Annotated in this window: 17 protein-coding genes; all 17 read right to left on the bottom strand. The window is 32.8% G+C overall.

Features of this window, described 5'->3' with window-relative positions:
• Nucleotides 1-44: 44 nt before the first annotated feature.
• The 17 genes from J2S15_RS19920 to J2S15_RS19840 all read right to left on the bottom strand — a co-directional run bounded on the left by J2S15_RS19920 (nt 45) and on the right by J2S15_RS19840 (nt 19,531).
• Entirely contained in the window at nt 45-578 is a 534-nt protein-coding gene (locus tag J2S15_RS19920; RefSeq protein ID WP_307412114.1) for an AAA family ATPase, read from the bottom strand.
• A gap of 769 nt (nt 579-1,347) precedes the next feature.
• Entirely contained in the window at nt 1,348-1,767 is a 420-nt protein-coding gene (locus J2S15_RS19915; protein ID WP_307412111.1) for a hypothetical protein, read from the bottom strand.
• Between the two features lie 19 nt (nt 1,768-1,786).
• Complete coding sequence (locus tag J2S15_RS19910) at nt 1,787-2,095, bottom strand: hypothetical protein (RefSeq protein WP_307412109.1); 309 nt, start codon at nt 2,093-2,095, stop codon at nt 1,787-1,789.
• A gap of 337 nt (nt 2,096-2,432) precedes the next feature.
• Nucleotides 2,433-4,409, bottom strand: a complete 1,977-nt coding sequence (locus J2S15_RS19905; RefSeq protein ID WP_307412105.1) for a type IV secretory system conjugative DNA transfer family protein — start codon at nt 4,407-4,409, stop codon at nt 2,433-2,435.
• Nucleotides 4,406-6,430 (bottom strand): relaxase MobL, encoded by a 2,025-nt coding sequence (mobL, locus tag J2S15_RS19900; RefSeq protein ID WP_307412102.1) that lies wholly within the window; start codon nt 6,428-6,430, stop codon nt 4,406-4,408. Before mobL ends, J2S15_RS19905 begins: the two co-directional genes overlap by 4 nt.
• Nucleotides 6,423-6,869: a hypothetical protein gene (locus J2S15_RS19895; protein WP_307412100.1), complete on the bottom strand. Its 447-nt coding sequence runs from the start codon at nt 6,867-6,869 to the stop codon at nt 6,423-6,425. The genes mobL and J2S15_RS19895 overlap by 8 nt, the downstream gene beginning before the upstream one ends.
• Nucleotides 6,870-7,409: 540 nt before the next feature.
• Nucleotides 7,410-7,598 (bottom strand): hypothetical protein, encoded by a 189-nt coding sequence (locus tag J2S15_RS19890; RefSeq protein WP_307412097.1) that lies wholly within the window; start codon nt 7,596-7,598, stop codon nt 7,410-7,412.
• A 73-nt stretch (nt 7,599-7,671) separates the two neighbouring features.
• Nucleotides 7,672-8,382 (bottom strand): DUF5131 family protein, encoded by a 711-nt coding sequence (locus tag J2S15_RS19885; protein WP_320107034.1) that lies wholly within the window; start codon nt 8,380-8,382, stop codon nt 7,672-7,674.
• Nucleotide 8,383: 1 nt separating this feature from the next.
• Entirely contained in the window at nt 8,384-9,604 is a 1,221-nt protein-coding gene (gene tcmP / locus J2S15_RS19880) for a three-Cys-motif partner protein TcmP (RefSeq protein WP_307412091.1), read from the bottom strand.
• Nucleotides 9,605-9,752: 148 nt separating this feature from the next.
• Entirely contained in the window at nt 9,753-10,091 is a 339-nt protein-coding gene (locus tag J2S15_RS19875; protein WP_307412088.1) for a single-stranded DNA-binding protein, read from the bottom strand.
• Between the two features lie 19 nt (nt 10,092-10,110).
• Nucleotides 10,111-13,797: a 5' nucleotidase, NT5C type gene (locus J2S15_RS19870; protein WP_307412085.1), complete on the bottom strand. Its 3,687-nt coding sequence runs from the start codon at nt 13,795-13,797 to the stop codon at nt 10,111-10,113.
• Nucleotides 13,787-14,047, bottom strand: coding sequence for a hypothetical protein (locus tag J2S15_RS19865; RefSeq protein WP_307412082.1), 261 nt, complete (start codon nt 14,045-14,047; stop codon nt 13,787-13,789). The genes J2S15_RS19870 and J2S15_RS19865 overlap by 11 nt, the downstream gene beginning before the upstream one ends.
• A gap of 56 nt (nt 14,048-14,103) precedes the next feature.
• Nucleotides 14,104-15,024, bottom strand: coding sequence for a M23 family metallopeptidase (locus tag J2S15_RS19860; RefSeq protein ID WP_307412080.1), 921 nt, complete (start codon nt 15,022-15,024; stop codon nt 14,104-14,106).
• A 40-nt stretch (nt 15,025-15,064) separates the two neighbouring features.
• Complete coding sequence (locus J2S15_RS19855) at nt 15,065-16,891, bottom strand: VirB4 family type IV secretion system protein (RefSeq protein ID WP_307412077.1); 1,827 nt, start codon at nt 16,889-16,891, stop codon at nt 15,065-15,067.
• Entirely contained in the window at nt 16,884-17,534 is a 651-nt protein-coding gene (locus tag J2S15_RS19850; RefSeq protein ID WP_307412074.1) for a hypothetical protein, read from the bottom strand. Before J2S15_RS19850 ends, J2S15_RS19855 begins: the two co-directional genes overlap by 8 nt.
• The gene (locus J2S15_RS19845; protein WP_307412072.1) at nt 17,479-17,901 is read right to left on the bottom strand and encodes a hypothetical protein; all 423 of its coding nucleotides are present in this window, start codon (nt 17,899-17,901) and stop codon (nt 17,479-17,481) included. The genes J2S15_RS19850 and J2S15_RS19845 overlap by 56 nt, the downstream gene beginning before the upstream one ends.
• A 1-nt stretch (nt 17,902) precedes the next feature.
• Nucleotides 17,903-19,531 carry a hypothetical protein gene (locus J2S15_RS19840; RefSeq protein ID WP_307412069.1) on the bottom strand — a complete coding sequence of 543 codons (1,629 nt, stop codon included), beginning with the start codon at nt 19,529-19,531 and terminating at the stop codon, nt 17,903-17,905.
• Between the last annotated feature and the right edge of the window lie 8 nt (nt 19,532-19,539).

The following is a 19,539-nucleotide window of genomic DNA, read 5'->3' as shown; positions in this document are numbered from 1 at the left end:
GTTCTTTCGTATATCGTTTCTGTTGCATATTGTTTCTCCTTGACTTATTTTATCATTTTTCTATCTTGGCGTAGCAACTTTACTATACTAGAACAATCTATGGCTTTTCTGAAAAAGGGAACATTTAATGCGTAACGATAGATAAAGTAAAAGCTCGTATTGCTCGGCTCAAACTCCATAATATAATCGGCAAAATTCCGAATGTCATCTTCCTTTTCATTGTAATCAACTTGAATTTTCAATTCAATTGGGGGCATTAATATAGCATCTTCTGGTTTCGTTGAAGGCGAAATGATTTCACACAGGGCTGATACCATGTCTTCTCTTGTTTTGTTCGCTGTAAGAACATCATAAAATTTGGGATATATGTTATTGCTCCATTTCTGACATTCAACAGCCGAAAGGTCATCAAAACATAATCTCCCTTTTGCATTGCTGAAAACGGAATTAAATACTTCTACAAGCGATGTTTTTCCACTATTATTTGCTCCAACAATAACCGTAATGTTATCCTCCATATTTATTTGAGCCTCATAAACTTTTCGATAATGGGATATGTTTATTGTTTTAATTTTCAATTGTTATCTCTCCTTATACAGAATTATTTTCACTTTGCTAGCCACGTGCATAATAAAGCTTTGAAAATTACAATTTTAAATATTCAAATTCTTTTTTCCTTTGCCTATTATACCATCAATATATACATTTTTCTACCGCCTCGTTTCGCATACACTTAATAGCTTAGACAACTATACTTATACTAAACCACACCATTGATGAATTATTTTGGTGCGGTTTAGTACAGCCCCCCCTCTTGTCCGCACTAAAAGCAAACGGGAATAATAATCTTTCAACACGCTGTATCAAATTCTGTTGAAGCCACGACAAAGAGATTTATCTACCATGAAGTACTGCTATCCTTGATAGAATAAGACTTCTCATTATCTACAGCTTTTGCATCCTCACCCCACTTTTGGATTCTATCATAAGTCGAAAAGCTACGTATCCGAAAGCCAACAGAATCATGCTTGTCCCCATATTTATTGATTTGAAACATTTCCGATGCTTCTCTGGGAAAAGAAAGATAGGTAATACTTTCAATATATGGATTACTTATCTTTCTTTTCCTGATTCCTGAAGAACCACATCAACATCAATTATTTTCATGTATATAGTATAACACGGTTCACACTGCATTTCTCGTCTGTTTGTCTTTCTAAAAGATCTGAATTAGTCGCCAGTATTATTAGACCGTTCTTCGCTTAAGGAAGAATGGTGTCAAAAGCGTTTCGTACTACTGGCGACTGTTTGCACGCGAAAAAAGAGGGTATAAACTACCCCTCAAATTTAAACCAAATTCTCGCTTCCTTGTTGTGGATTATTCGATTGTTGCGAATTATCCGATTGTACTGGATTATCAAGATTTTTAAACTTCGCATGTAGTTCAGTCATTGCCTCACTCTTTCCTGCATATTTCTCTAATGTTTCAAGAGCCTTAATAGTCCTCATCTCATCATCCATTTTATCAAGTAAAATTCTTCTACGAACTTCCTTTTCTCTTTTTTCATTGAATGTTTTCATATCAACTACATCAATGACTTCATCTGCAGAGTCATATTTGGTAAGAGCATCATACTCATTGACCATATTTTCAACTCTAGCGATAGATGGTGTATCATGATACCCACTCATTACCACAACATAATCTTTTACCTTAACTTCTAATTCAGTTTTATATAAAATATTTTCGCTTACAAAGTAATTCATTTTGTTCCTCCTCTTTCACTTAACTTAATTGATTACTTAACATACTACCTAGAAATGCTAATTCACATGGAATTATTTCTAAACCATTATTATTTTGTATTACACTTCCTCTAAGATATGCTAACGTTCCACCTTTCACTTTATCGTGTTTAACTATCTTAATTGCGTTCTGTCCACGTACGATATAATCGATTTCCGAGAATTGTATTTCATCTACTGCTGTTATCTTAGTTACTATACTTAGAACTACATATGGCTCATTGTCACTTCCATGTCTTAATTCCACATCATTTTTTACTATTCCTACTAACGCTAATTGATTGAGCATACTAAAAACCTCCTTTTTTTTGTTTATAACTCGTCACTCAAATTGCCAATATATTTTGGCTCAATCTATAAATTTCAAGGGCTCATTTTCTTGTTCCTCCTTACACATTAAGTGAGGAGAACGAAACAAATAGATTGTCAACACGTCGTACGACGAAAAGCAGAGCAAAAATTTTTTGTCAAGTCGTGATCTCTAATCTTGCTATAGAGGACTTGATAAAAAAATTTTGATATGCGAAGGAGGGAGACGCTCGAGAGTAAAAATCTTTGATTTTTGCGAATGTTTACAAGATAGTTGTTTTGGGCGAAGATACATGGGTAAGGAGGAACACACTAATCTAATTAAATGGATCAGCTAATTCACGATCTAATTGATCAAACTTAATCATACCTGCGCCTTTACTTTCAAATGATGTCTTTTGCTTTTGTTCATAAGCTTCTTTAATATTGAACCACTTTGCTTTTTCCTTATGAATTGGAATTACATATTTACGTTCTTTCCTTGCGAACACGTATTCATCATACGGTGGTAGTTTACTTATATATGGATCCCACTCAACTGCAGTAACCAAAGAACGACCTCTTTCAAACTTCTTTAGCTTACCTGAAGTAATCACTGGTCTCTCTTTCCATTTCATTTCTTTTGCTTCGTAATATAACTCATTGCCTGCCATCTGTTCAAAATAATCAGCTACTTCTTGTAGTTTACTTCCCAGGTAAATTACGTGAGTTGAGTTATCTTCAATAATTTTAGCTCCTTCAGTTTCATATTTTTGAACCATTTGTGCAATTGATTGGAAGAATGCATAAATACGAACTCCTCTAGATCTACCTGCACCATAGATTGCTTCAATATCCTTAATCTCTGGTAATAGTCCCATTTCATCAATATACATATTGAAAGGAACTTTTAATTTCTTTGACTCAGGATTATCACGAGTGATTTTAATACCAGCTTCATATAGCTGTTTAATGAACATAGTCACAAGTGGATAGTATGTACTCTTCTCATCATGAGTTACCATAAAGACTGCAGTCTTTTTATTGAAGATATCATCAAATGAAAATGTACTCTTTGCTAATAAACTTTGAATTGCTGGTGTTGCAGTTAGAAGCGAAATTTTATTTTTAAATGTTGATTTCAACCCAGCTCTTGTTACACCTTCAGAACTAAAGAATGTATCCATTTTCAAAGAACTTTGGTCATCTGGTTTACGGAACTTTTCAAGATACTGTTTTAGAATATTATTATTCTCTCCAGTTCCTAATTGATACAAATAGTTGATGGTAGAAAAATTAACCATGTCATCAATACCTTCTTCCATGGCAAAGAAAGCTCCTCCAGCTATCATATCTCCAGCACCTTCATGCCAGAATGGATTTTGCGCATCTTCTTGAAATGATACTGTTTTAGAAATATCTAAAACTAACTCGATTGCTTCACTTAAATCTGCATCATGATAATCATTTGTACCAGCTTTCTTCATTGCTTGTTTCCACTTCTGATACGGATAATCGAGTGGGTTCCATCCTTCACTTTGTTCTGGGTTTACAAAGTCTAGTACAATGATTTTATATCCCTCTTCCTCTAGCTGTTCTCTTACAGTATCGTGAATTTCTTTCTTCGGATCATGAACAAACATTCCTTCTCCAGCATCGATGTTCGACTGAATCATCGGAAGCACATAAGTTTGAGTTTTCCCTTTCCCACTCATTCCAACAAATAACGCATGGATAACATCCTTCAGATAATTAATTCGATTGTAAGGACCAAACAAATAATATTTTCGATATGCTGCAACCGGTATTCCTGATATATGATGCCTTACATCACCCGAAGGATCCATAATTGAAGGTACACTATTCCATTTCTTTCTTTCTGGAAGATGAAAGTGCGCGCATATATCATTTTGTAATTTTGTAATTGGCTTCATCAGATCATCATACAAACACTCCAAAGTATTCCTGGTTATTCGTCCATGATCATCATACTGTGTTCTAACTGATCCCCTTTTTCTTTGAAACCGAGTTAATAATTTTGAATATGAATTTTTTTCATATTTTGACTTCCCTGTTTTAAAGATGAAATCTTTACTAATTAATAGAACAAAAAATACAACACAAAAGACTTTTATTATTGTCTCAATCTTATAATTCTCTCCTATTGCATAGTAACTAGTGTCTAATGTTAAGCTAACATCAGAAATTGACTGTATACTGTCATTACTTGTTAAATACAATAACTGAAGTATTCCATAATATAATACAAAATACAGCACTACTGTAGTTAATAAACTTATTAATATTTTTCTCATATATCCAACTCCTTTCCATAAAAGTATTCAAGCTGTCCTTCCCTTACCTTTTGTTCAACTTCATTCATCCATGCGAAACTTGCTCGACGGACTCCTTTAGCTGATCCTTTCCAATTATGTTGATTTTCCATCCATTCACTCTTCCTTTTCAACCATTCTTCATGTCGTTTAATCATTTCAGCAAACCCATAAAGATAGTCGCTTCCATCATCAAACAGATCGGAAACATTTTCATGATTTAAAGTATCAGCATGAATAGTAGTTCCATCATAAAAATTAATTTTGGATCCAATTATCTCAAACCCATCTCCTTGATTAATAGTGGCAATAAATAATTTGTCGCTACCAAATATATCATTGAGTCGATTGTTTTCGATTAAAAACTTTGAAGATGATTTTGGAATACGTACTGCAGCATACTTTTCGTTATATGGTTTTATCAATGATTTAGCTATAGGAATAATTAATGCATTTTCATTGATACTAAACCCATTACTTCTCATATGATCACGGAGAAGTTTTTGATATTCCATCTTCTCTTCAGCTGTGTACTTACTGTTTTTATTTTGTGATCCTCTCTTTAAATCAGCAAACTCAATCGTTTCTCTGATTATCCTTTTTTCATTCTTTATATACTCTTTTCCATCACTAAAATAATCTGATATGTTCTGATAAGTAATAGCTTCTAAATCCTTAGTTGTTTCATCAAAAAATTCTAATTTTGATAAGGGCAGTTTAAATTGATCAAATTGCTTTATTTTTACAATGTATAATTTTCCATCCCCAAGATTTTCCATAAATCTATCAGTAGGTATTTTTATAACACTTTTTGTTTTTGGTATTCTGATCATTGTGAATAATTCATTTTGTGATTTAATTAAGGATTTAGCTACAGGAATCAATTTAAAGCTATCATCAATTCCCTCCAGCTGTTCCAGTTTTTTTTCATCACGAATTAAAGACTTTTCAAAATTACCATTACATTGTTTAATTTCTCTAAGGATTGCATTTGCAATTGTTTTTCTGAGTTTTGTATCTTCAGTATTAAGAAAGCTATCCTGGTATTTTAAATTTAATGATTCATCTCGTACCTCATCAAACTGTTGAACTACTGCAGTGAACTCCTGATATTTTTCATTCACATCAGGAATATGCAGCAAACGATCTACAAGTTGATCAAGTTGATTACGATATGGAATCATATGTGATGATCCATACTGCAGTCGCCCGGTTTCAGGAAGTATCAGAGCAAGCTCTTTCATTTTGTCAATGAAGGATTCGTCAGAGGAATTTCGAATTTTATCTACAGTCATTTTATAAACTGAATGTTTAAGAACGTCTCTATCTTTAAATGCAACAACAGCTTCCTTCCCTGCCTTTTCAAGAAAACGTTTTTTAGCAAACACTTCATTCCAAAACATTTTCTTAAACTTCTCAATGTGCTTCATTGAGAGTTTTCCATGATCCATAGTTTTCTCTTTTTCAAAGAATGACAAATGCACATGAGGATTGTCTGTATTAACATGATGGTCCATCCACCAGCACATATTATCGTTTTCAAATCCAGCTTCTTTAAAAAACTTAGGAAGAATTTTATCAATCACTGCAGCATAATCTTTATCACTATATAATTTCATTTCAGTTGAAGTCATGTAGTCTTTTAATGATATTACAGGAGTCCAGATTAAATCTCCATCTTCTCGAAAATACTCGCTAATTAAATCTTTGAATAATTCTCTTTCCTCTTCTGTCTTTATCCATCCGATAGATGAATAAGTATCAGTACTTCCAATTCTTTCGCCAGTATAATTAAAGAAACCATGACGATCATGCTTGCTTTGATTTATTTCATTTATTTCCAAAGCATCATTGTGCAATTCTCTTGATTCTTTTCTTTCTGTATAAGAGCGCCATCCAATAATTGAAGCAGTTGTTACTATACCTTTATAACTTGATCCACGAGGAGCTTTTAATCCATGTTCCAGATATGTGAATTTTGTTATTACATCAACACTATTCATTTCTATTTTCCTTTCGTATTTCAATTGCTTGTGAAAGAACATATTCTAACTGTGCATTTTTGGAAATAAGATTAGCCAATACGTTTGGATCGTTACCAACTATATTATTAGCGACTAGGATAAGTAGCATTGCTTCTTTACTAACTGCAGCTTGATCATAAATATTAGATAAAGCATTTGCATATGGTTCAAGATGTTCTAATAACAATTTGCTCATAGTTGTGCTAATCATCAATTCTAGTCTCGTCATTGTTTCTTGAAATACTTCTTTTCCAAACTTAGCAGAATATGCTAAATCGATTGCATCACTAACTACTGTTTTCGAATAAATCTTTATACCAGGGTTTTCTAATTCTTGTGCCTTTCTAAGTTTTTCAATTTTCTCAACAGTATCCTTTTTAAACTTAAATTCTTTTCTAATTTCTTCACTTGTAGCCATACTTTACATCAATCCTTTCACTAAAAATAACCGTACGTATTCTTTACGTACAGCACATATAAAAATACGTATAAATCTTTCGAAATATACGTATTGCTTTAATTCATTAAAACTGGGCGTTGCCCAGTTGTTCTCCCAGAGTTTTACGTACGAATTGTACGTAATAACTCTTTATCCCGTTTCTATTAAGAAATGACAATTTCGAGATAGAAAGCACTTTGATAATTTTCGGAATTTCAAAATTACTTTCCTTTTCCGATTTTTCTAAAATCGGACACTTATTATCTTTCCAATTTTATTAATTTCGATAAATCACATATAACCTTTTTGAAGTAAAATACCAATTTCTGAGTATAATACTAATATCATTTTTATCGATATGCTTGAAAAGTAGAATAACTAAATCTCAAAAATAAAATTTCACATGCTCACAATATTGTGAGCATGGCTCTTCTATCTTTCTTTTTTATATCTTGATTTTTAGCCTTTACCTTCGTTCGAATCTTAACTTTGGTCATAGTCTTATTTCGTTTCAAAATTTTATCTATTCTGCTTTAGTAGCTGAATTAATTCCTCATGACTAATTCCGTTTTGTTTCTGAATTTTCTTTATTTGTGCTAACTCTTCGTTCTCAATTTTAACTTGAATCTCAGTTTCCTTGTTTTTCAATTTCTCAATTTCTGAGCGAGTCTTACTTAATTCCTTTTTTAATTTTTCTAGTTTATCCATTTCTCGATTCTCCTTTTTATCCAAACAAACATTTTTAGCAATAAAAAAATAAGACTATATGAAGTCTTACCTTTTATTTATTAAATGGCATTTCTTTATAAACCTTTCCATCTAACTCGTGACCATTCTTTTTCTTATTCCATCCTCCCCATTGTTTGAAGAAAAATGGAATATTTTTTTCTTTACATTTATCACGAATTTCACGAACCCATTCCTTATCAACCGCTCTTGCTTTTGAACCTGATTCTCCTCCTGTTACAACCCAATCTATTCCACTGAAATCATTTTCTTTTAGTGATCCTAATAATGGTTCACATGATAAGAATTTTACTTTCGCATTTATTTTCTTTACCAAATCAATCCTATTTTGGTATTTTGACAATTCAACACTAGTACCTATCCAAATATTATCAGGAACTTTTTTATCTTTTAAAAATTCATACATCCGTTCCGGTCTTTTCGTAAGTACTTGAAATATATGTTGCTTAGCCTGAACCATAACATTATATATCTTCTCGATTGCTTCATCAGGAACATCTTTATGAAATAGATCAGACATTGAGCAAACAAATATAATACTTGGTTGTTTAATTTTTAGTGGCTTATCGAATAAATCTTCATGAACTGTTAAACCAAAATTATTAATATATCTTGGATTTTTCATTGAAAATAATCTATTTGCCATTTTCTTAGCATAACAGTTTTTGCAACCTTCACTTTCTTGATCACAACCTGTTATTGGATTCCACGTTTTATCAGTCCATTCAATTTTTGTTTTATTCAACTCAATCATCCTCCTTAAATTTGTAGAAACCTCCCGTTTGACTTGGAGTTTCATATGGCCAATTTGGCATAATAATATCTTTAAATATTCCCGTGCTAGGTAAATAGGGATCTTCATTTAATATTTTCTCCATCTCTACCTTAGTTACTGTTTTACCTTTAAATATACTCTTAAATTTTTTTAGGATTTCAACTTTGTTATAATGAAATTCGAATTCGGAAACATTAGCATTTCGTATTCCAACATCAGTTTTCTCATCAACAAATAAAGTTAATTGTTCTGGTTTACTTTTTTTAACTTTATCTGCCTTCTTATTTTTATATAGTTTATACATAGCGTTTTTTAATACTCCTAATGCGACACTCGAATTAGATAGACAAACTATATCATAAACAGGAGCTTTACTATTAAATACAGGACAATAACAAGAATATTTCTTATTAGAATACTTATGAATCAGTTCTGTAAACAAATCACGCAATAGTTCACTCCTATATATAGCATTTTCTCTTTCATTTAATTCGCCAATAAATTTATCAAACTTTTCAGAAAGTTCATCAAACCCCATTTGATATGACTGTTCATATTTTGCTATTTTAGTTTTATCCTTAACAGTGTGAACAGCTCTTTTAAAGTCATTTTGAAGAAAATGTGTAAATATAAAATCCGAATCAAATTTTAACAATTTTGACAAATGATTCCAATCAAAATCCACATCATACGGATCGTATATTACTAAACTTTTATTGGTCCTTCTTTTAAATAAATCATTTATAGATAATTGATAAATGAAGTCATTTTTGTCTAACATTGTTATCTCAACAGATAAATTAATTGGCTTATTTTTTAAAAGGTTCCTTTTTAAACACTGAAGACAAGAATAGTATTGCTTATCATAATCATTAAAATAAAGATAAAAATCGTACATTGGATATTTATTTGCTAATTTAATAAATATCTTCATTACTCTTATCACTGTTCCATCTACAAACTTACTTGTCTTTTTATTATAGTATAGTCCTGAACTACACATACAATCTACAAAACTGAATTGTTCCTTCTTATACTTAGTTTTGGGATTATTGTTATGATTAATTACTTTTTCCAACCAAGCATTTGTATACGATGCAAAAGCATCGAATTTCAACTCCGTTCCTTCATGTTCTACTATATTTACTTTATTAATACAATCATCAGTTCTATAACTGCATTTTTCTTCCATTTATATCACCTCATAAAGTATCATACCAAATATTATTGCAAGTATAAAGACACTTTAGAAGTTAATTAGTAAATACCACTTTTTGTTTGCGTAATACAGATATCGATCAACATGGACACAGTGTCCATGTTGATCGATATCAGATACATTACATTTGATAGTTAAACAATGATTCATCTTTTTTCTTTCCCTCTAAGAATTCAAATTTATCTACTACGGTAAACACCCTTCTATGTTTTACACTTGTTTCTTTATCTATAGTATCTTTTGTTTTCTGCCTACCTTCTATATAAATCATTGCTCCTTTTTTTGTATATTTTGCAAGTGTCTCTGCTATGTCATTCCATGCTGTAAAATCTGCAAACTCTGTATTGTTTCCATCTCTACATGCTAAAGAAAAATTAGCTACCCTCATCTTTTCATCACCAACAACTTGTTGTACTCTGATATCTGCAGTTAATCTTCCTACTGCAATTACTTTTAACATATCTCTACCTCACTTTCTTTCATGTCATTTCCAAATTAGATCCTGAAATATTTTGTTCCATCCCCATTTCTTTTAATTGATTTAATTCATTCTTCAATTGATCATTAAAGTCATTTGCATTCTCTGGCAAGTGAACACGTACCTCTAGGTCTGGATAATCTTCCTTCAGATATTCTACTACTTTCTCAGTATTTTCTATTCCTGCATCATCATTGTCTAAAGCGATAATAACTCTATTAAGATTTGTCGCTTCTGCTCTTTTATTCATATGAAATCGAATTGCATTCACAACATTTGAAGCTCCATTACAAGCTAAATAACTGTAAGCTTTTGGATCCTGAACCAATGTCTGATAACTCATTTGATCAATAGCTGCTTCATTTACGATTAACGTGTCGCTATTGTTCTCTACATAGATTCCAACTTCTTTCACACTGCCAGCTACATCCTGACGGAATTTACCTCTTCCTGTTCCTCGTACCATAGCATAATGGATTGTTCTATCTAATCTTCCAACAAAAACACAATTATTATTTACATCCTGGTAAAGTAATCCTCTCTTTAAATAATCATTAACAATATCCGCACTAATACCTCTTGTTTTAGTTAAGTAAGCATATACATTCTTGTTTGTGCTTCCTTTCTCTGGAACTTCCAAGTCTTTGTCAAATCCTCTTACAACACTTTTGTTCGTTGCTTTCTCACCACTGTTAAACCGCTCATCAGGATTACTTTCTTTGTAGTGCTGTTTCAGAATAGCAATCGCTTCTTTTGTATCAACTTCTTGAAAATGCTTTATGAAATCCACAATGCTTCCGCCTACTCCCTGAGAGAATCGGTAGAATGTATTGTTAGGATAAATCTTACAAGAGTCATGTGCATCGAGACGAAACATTCCTCGTGATTCCTTAATCAATCCCATACCTAAAACATCTCTTGCATACTCTGCAATCGATACAGAATTCTTTATCGTATCTAATGAAACCGTCGATCTTTTTGTGGTAGTTTGTTGTTGATTTTGAGTAACGCTATTTTCAACTTCTTTTCGATTGGTTGTTCCTAGTAACCCATGTAATCGATTAACATCCACACGCTCCCGATTCGCTACATCTTGTACCATATCATTTGTAATATATTTATCTCTTAATGACATCATTTTTTGATAATCCATAGGAGAATTATCCAATAGTTCTTGTTGTACTTTATTCACCAGTTCATCAGGAATAATTTTAGAGAATTTATTTGTAAGCCATTCAAATACATTATGAAAATGAACAGCTTCTTGTGCAGTCATAAACTCAGGATTCATCATATAAGTTCCTCGAATATATTCGCTTTGTACCTCTGCAAGTTGATCAACCGAGTTAATCGGTTTATATATTTGTGTTGTCTTACTCATCTCTTCATCAGTTAAGCTTTTATATTCAAATCCAATAAGTTCCTTTCCGTTTCCGTCTATTGTAACTATGTGCCCTACTGGAGTTTTCATGTGAAGATATATGAGTGCTTCTTTATCTTTCAGGTAATGTGATAGTTCTAGTTCGTAACCAATTTCATCTAAATTAATAATTTTATTATTGATTTCTAAAGGATCATTCCTTTGGGCAATTATTTGCTCTTGATCATTTCTAACTTTATTTGATTTTGCAACTGCAGCATTGTATTGATTTAAAACATTGTCTACTATTTCTTGTTGGCGCAGAATTTGCTTTTCGTTTGGATAGAATTGTTCAACCTTCATCATTTCATCTAACTTTTCTTGTTCGCTATGTAAAAACTCCTGCAGTGCAGCAACTCTATCTGAATCACTTAAATCATTTTCTTCATTAGTTAACAATTCATTTATTTCCGCCTCTACTTCTTCAGGAATAACTATGCCCTCAGAATTTTGCATACGATCAATATTTTCAAACAGAACTTTTGATAAATCCTGATCATCGTAATTTACACGCATCCCCTTCCAACTCTGATTTGTATCATTGATATCATTAATAAGTTTTATTCCTTTTGCACCAACTGCAGTCCATTCATCAAGATTTTTAGTGTAATCATCTAGCAAGACGTCATTTGACTTAATTCCTCCAGGAATATAATTTGATTTTGGATATCCATACTCTGAAAAAATAATATGATCATTATCTATTTTCGGAAGATACTTTTGCAACCATTCTCTTTTTTCATCAGCTGCATATTCAGAATCCAATACTGCAGATAGTATATAAACTTCTGCATCTGCATTGTCGATTAAATCAGATACTGCCTTCACAACGTTTTCTAGAGGTTCTAACGAAGAATAATAACCTTTCTCATAAAGAACCTCCATTGAACTGATTTGGTTGTTAAAACGGGCTAAAACGCCATCCATGTCAACAAAAACTCGATTATCAATACCAACTGCATATGTTTTTCTCAAGAAATCTATTTCCTGATTATCCAATCCCTCTATTTGAAGGATACTATCTTCATTTTTTGTATCATGAACCCATTCGTTTAATGCGTGTCGATATTGAAAATAGTGTTCTGCTTTTCCTGGATGATCAAAGATTGCAACTTTGTAATTTCCTTTATCTGCTTCTACAATATGATATGGTACTGGGAACTCATTATTCCATTTTGTCAAAATTGACTTTGCAATATCTTCTTCAGATCTAGCTTCTTTTAAATCTTCTGAATCAACTTCAATTGTAGCTGGTTGTCTTTCAAGAATTTGTTCATCATCGTTGAGTTGCGCTTGTGGTCGAGTCCCTTGGACCTGAACCCTTTGCTCACTCTCCCCAGTTAATTCTTGTTTGTGCTTTTCTTTTAGTTCATTTAATCTTCCAGTTTCAACTAGATATGATTGTATTCCTGAAGCTTCTTTGATTGCATCAAATAGAACCCGTTGGTTATTTTGAATTGCTCTCATCCAACTTTGTATATAAGCTTGGTGGTTTTTCTCATGATCACTATCCATTGAAAATCCTACTTCCATACTTAAAAAGGCAGATGATAGTTCTGCCTTCAGTTCTTCTATTGCATATTGATCGCTATCACGATTTGTTCCAAACTCTCGATTAAGCCTACTTTCATGTCCACTTGCATGAGCCATTTCATGAAGTAATGTAGCGTAGTATCCCTGCTCTGTTCGAAACTGAGATTTATCAGGAACATATACCTGGTCTTCAGATATATTATAAAACGCTCTTGATTTATGTTGCAGAACATTCACACCCATCCGCACTTGTAGTTGATCAACAAAATCAGCTGCTAGTGTATTAGAAAATGAAACAACTCTTTCATTATCTGGTAATGGTTCAAGACCAGTAATTTGTGATCCATTAAATACTTTATATACTTTTGTTAATGTCTTTATGTGTTCTTTTTCTTCTGGTTCCATTTCAACATATTCATTATATGGAACATATTTATTCGTTCGCTCATCTTTAAAAGAATAATGATATACATTGGATCCAACCGACCCTTTTTTTATTTTACAACCTAATTCATTTGCCTGTTTGAACGTTAACCATCTAGGATCATCAAAACCACTTGTTAGTGATTTCATCCACAAATTTAATTGATTAACTCCTCGATACGGTTTTCCTGATACTCCATTGATTGGTTTCATCACTCCCTGGTCCCAGCGGGATTGCCAAGGAATTATTCCATTGCCCAGTGATTCTAACAGACGATCGACGAATTCTTGTTGAGCATCCTTAAGTTTCATTACCTGCTCCTTCCTCTTTATTATCTAAAGTTAGTATTTCTTCTGGTTCATCAATCGAATCATACTCTTCATAATCAATAAGATTTACATCTATTCCATATGACTCGATGATTTTGTCTAATTCTGTTTTTTCTTTATCACTTAGACCATTGTTGTTTTCCAAATCTTTTACTGTTTGAACTGCCATCGTTATTTCTCCACCATGTTTATGTGTACCCTTAACTAGGTCTATAAATTTATCAAATAACATAATTCACCTTCTTTCTTGTTAGCAACATGGACAACATGTCCATGTAAATATATTTACTAAAACTCTATAAAATTTCGTGGATTAACATTTACTTCACTTACCCAAATTTCTAAATGCAAGTGACATGCTGTAGCAGTTCCACTTTCTCCAATATATCCAACAAAGTCTCCTTTTTTAATTACAGCTCCTACTTCGTAAGGAAAAGGATCTCGCATATGCACATACCAAACATCTACATTGTCATATCTTACCTTTCCTCCATAAGCACCTAGGAGATAATTTTGACCATTTGCAGTTTTATCAGTTTCTACTACTGTTCCACCTTGGGTAGCATAAATAGGAACTCCACAAGTAGTTGAATTATCGCTATATGCTAAATCGATTCCTCTATGAAATCCTGAGGGATCGATTTCAATTTCTCTTGGTCCCCATTCTGAAGTAACACGAGCTTTTTCTTTAAGTGGGTATAAGAAGTCTTTATCTTTTAAGCCTCCTATATCCAGCGACTCTTCTTGTCCCATGTATGATGTGAACTCATTAATATATCCAACAATCGTAGTTGTAGAAATACCTCCAAAGCCACCATTCCATGGTTCTTGTTTGCGTAGTTCATTAATATAACCTTCTAGATCACGTAGTTTCTCTTCATCTTTCATACATTTAATTTGAGTCTTGACCATAGACTCATCAACTTCTTCGATTCCTGCAAGCAAGTTAGGAATAACAAGCCAGTTCATTGGAATATCAAAACCCTTTTCTTTTTCTTCATCGATAAGAGGTTGATAGGTTTCTTTTAACTGTTGTTTGGTTTCAGGAAGTTCAAAGAACTTTTTCATAAGTTCGACAGCTTCATTCGAATCTCCTGATCCAAAAATGAAATTACCTAAGCCAACAAAAAAATCATGAATTGCTACTACTGGAGATGCAACTACTGCAGCTGAAATCACAATAGGTGTAACAAAAAGCATAATCACCATGAAAATGCTCATTGCTATGATCACAATTTTTTTACTTGAATTACCCATTTGCGATCGGATCCATTTCTTGTAGCTCTTTTTCAGTTGCTAATACACTTATGGTTAAATGCTTATCACCACTAATAAATAAAGCATCCCCACGTCCGAACATTTCAATGATATCTTTTTCGTTATCATTTAAAGTAATCAGATCATCAAGATGCTCAATTGCTTTTTTCTCTAATTGCATAACAATTTTATAAGTAGCATTGTTCATAATTGCACTACCATGAACCTTAATAAGTTCATTGTTTAAATCTTGAGGTTCCTGTGTATCCAGAATTGCACTGTTATTGTATTTTCTTGATCGCCTGTAGATTGTTGCTATCTCCTCGGCTGCTTTACCTTCAAGCAGATAAGATGAAGCTTCACCAAATGCAGTACCACTCTCAATTGATTCATCAAGAGCTATCCCTCGTATATAACTAAACATAATGTAATTCATAGCGTCTCTAAGCTCTTTTGACTTACTAATCAGGATTTTTGTTCCGAATGACAGAATCTTTCTTCCATCCATACGATAGTTAATAGTTGTATGTCCATCAAAGTAATATTTATGTTCTGTTAGCATAGGTTTGATTTTTAATCTTAGATCATCTAATGCATCAAGTTTTCGTTTCGCTTTTTTATCATTCTCATATTTATTTTGCTCAATTTCACACTGAGCATCAAAATCTGAAAGTGTTGGATAATCTGTATAAGTTTTAGATTTAAAGTCAGTATCAAATGTAATCTTGAAGCGCTCATACAAATTTACGATAATCTCACTTATTATGTCTAAAGTATCGTCATTGATTTTAGGTTTATATAACCGAAGCATATTTTTAAATTCATCGATTACATTGTAGATCGCAAGCTCTGTATCATATGGATTTACTTCATCCTCGTCTTCGTCAATAGAAATTGGTTTTAAATCAAAGATATTGATTTGACTACCTTTACTTCCCCATTTAATAAATGTTCCTCCATACTTTTGAGTAAGATATTTATTCTTATTTTCAGGATCTGCCCAGATTAGTAATATTTTCTTTTTTATAAAATCTCTTAGAATCAAATCTTCTGTTGTAGTTTTCCCTGATCCAGTTTTCCCAAATATTACGATATTCGCTGTAAGTCGATTTTCTTCTACTGATTTTTGTTTGTCATGAAGGTACAAAAAAGGATCCCAAATAATTACACCAGAGTTATTCTTTTCTCTGGCAAAAAGGAATCCACTTTTATCTTTCATTGTTTCGAAGGTGTACGGCCACATACCAGCAAAGCTCTTGGTTGTGATTGGAACACCTAGATTTATTTCCATCGTCTTTGAGAATCCTGTAGAAGTAAACAATGGAGTAGTATGCTTAAATAAGTCTAATTGAGCCATAAGTAATGGTTCAATCTTAAATCCATCCATTCGTAGCGTGGATTTTAAATCTGCACTACGATCTTCTAAATCTTCTTTTGTATTTGCACGAACAGAAAAAATAATTGTTAGATTGAGTGTTTTATCATTATTTGCGACAATGTCACGAATATATTCGTTCATCCCAATTAGCTGTTTTTCTAATCGTTCTTTCAGCTCAATATCTTTCGTTTTCTTCCATTCATTTTCCTTCTCTTTATATTCCTTATTCAATGGAACAGATATATCCATTTTTAGCTGATTTGTTTTTGCGAAAACTTTAATATTCGGATTGCTGGTATAGTAACTAAGCATTCCCAACCCAAACTCCTGGGGCAGTGCAGTTACTAAAAAGTTACGAATATAATACTCTCCAATTTGATAGTAATTTTCTTTTTCAATTATCGTTGGTGGAGCAATCCTTGATTTATATCTTTTACTCATCTTCATCATCCTCCACATCATCTAATTTAGTTATATCCATATCTTCTCCAAAGATACCTCTTGAGAAGTAATAATCATTAACAAGAGTATTTTCAAACGCATAAGAAATATAGTTATCATAATCTATTCTATTTAATTGTTTAAACGTAAACAAAGCACTTTTAAGTGATGCCTGCAGTTGGTGAAACTGGTCCTCAAATTTATTCCCAACAGTCCCTTTCAACATTATAAAAAACTCCAGTTCTCTGAAGTCTCTAATAAATGCTCCTGCTTTATCTATATCATCATCAATCATTTCTAATATGACTGGATCAGTTTCTCCTATTGCTTGACGTGAAAGCATAGATATATAGGAGTCCAAATTGACTGGATTAAATACGAATCCATGCCACAAATCCATATTCAGACGATTAAGTGACATTCTTAGTAAATGTATTCTTTTTGTTTGCTCTGCTCGGCTATTCAGGAACAGTGAATGAGGATCTAACTTAATACCCACTATTATATTATTCTTTTTTCCTTTCAATCGGATATGATGCTCGCAAACCTCTTCTATATCTATCCATTGTAAAGTAGTAGCTACTTCTTTACGAGTTCTTTTTTTGTTTCTTTTTTCTACGTATCCTTTTATTGGGTTTTCCATGTCCTTCTCCTTCCTGCTCATCATCAACATCATAGTAATCAAATTGATGAATACCTTCCCATTTCCATACTTTTTGTTTGAATTGCCATCTTATCCATACCTTTAGAAAATCTAATACATTAAAATACGTAGGCATTGGCATAAACAATAAGTACACAGCTAACACTGGTAACAATAGTAGACCTACAATTATTAGTTTTATTAAGGTTTCTGATTCATCAACCAGATTTAAGTACAATATAATAGACAATACGCTAAATGCTATTGTACTTAAAATAATTATCATGTCACTTGGTCTATATCGGTTCATGATAAACAATCCACGTTTAAAGTTCTTGCTTGTTTTAAATATTAATGGTTGCCTCATATTAGCTTCCTCCTTCCACTGGTGGTTTAGATCCAAGTTGTTTTATTGATGTAGTCATTCTGTAAGCGCGCGATCTATCAATTCTATTCATACTAGATTGATACAAATGTCGCGATGAATTTGATGCAAAGTTAGCAGCAAATCCTTTTGCTCCATTCATAGTAGCTGCTTTGTTAGCAAAATTATTTACAATTGTTCCATCTCTTGATAGTCGAGTAGCCTCTGCACCCTGTGCTTCTCCAACGCCTTGTTGAGTTGCATTGTCAGAAAAAGTTGACGATCCACCTAATCCTGTTCCTTCTGCAGGTTTCCCTATTGTATCGAATCCTTGAGAACCACCTTCTACATTTAAGTTCTCGTTTGTATCATTCTCGTTATTCAAAAACGATTGATCATGATTATCCACTTTACTACTATCAGATACATTCGTATTACCACTTCCATCATCTTTAGGAGTAGAAGCAAATCCTCCAGGATTATCATCTGCCTTATTTCCTCCCATAAAACCATTCTCAGATGCTTTTTCAGCTTTAGCAGTTTTCTCCGCATTGAGTTGCCCCATGCTTTTACCACCAAGCAATCGACCTATTCCATAACCGGCTCCTGCACCAGCAGTTACACCAGTCCCTGCAATTGCTTTTGCTTTTTCAGCAATACCATGTCCCATTCCTCTTGTTGCCATTCTGAATGATGCTAATTGCTGCAAAACACTTCCTTGAGAGGTATCACCACCTAAAATTTTACTTAGCTCTGGAACTCCGGATAATAGCATTAGTAGACCTGCAATAAAACTAATGATTTGCGCCCAAACGGACATATCTGAAATCACTTTGCTTCCAGATAAAATCATTATGATCATAATCATTAAAGTCTGAAAGAAGTTCAACAAATAATCACTGGTTATCATTTTTCTCCACATACTGAATGTTTCATCCCCAGGAACGACTAGTGATGAAATAGGAAGTGGGGCTATGATGAGTTTCATAACTAATCCATAACTTCTCTTTCCTATTTGCACTGCATTCATTATCAACATAATTGCAGCTGCAATTCCGATGATTGCTACAGTAAATAAATCTCCAATTTCATTGAAGAATTTATAGTCGTCATCTCCTTCTCCATCTTCATTAATATCAACATCTTCTATTGTATACGTTACCTTTTCTCCTGCTACCCATTCACCACTTTCGTTGTACTCACCATTTTCAGTATTCATAAACGCTGTAATGATTAGTGTAGATGGCTTTGTATCTGGTGACGTTCCTAATATAATGCTGGTGTTCTGCATTCCCCAAGATGAAACAGATGAAACGAAACCTAGTATCTGAGGTAATAACAAGATTACGAAAACAATTCCGATTAATTTATGGAGAAAATTACTTACACTAACTTTTTCTCGGAATTCTTCATCAAATGCAAATTTGAAATATACTGCAATTGCACGCACGATTATCAATAGACCTAAAAAGGACATGGTCGCATAATACCATCCCCATACATCTGAAGTACTTAAAAAGTCAGCAGATGCAATTTCAATTACGATATCATAGCATACATCCATTAATCGCAAACAAGCGCTAGTTAATCCCCATATAAGAACTCGTATTCCTTCTATAATCCAATCTAGCAAGGACTACA

Origin of the sequence: Breznakia pachnodae, from assembly GCF_030814225.1 — a bacterium.
GTDB lineage: Bacteria > Bacillota_I > Bacilli_A > Erysipelotrichales > Erysipelotrichaceae > Breznakia > Breznakia pachnodae.
This window is presented reverse-complemented; position numbering and strand designations above follow the sequence as displayed.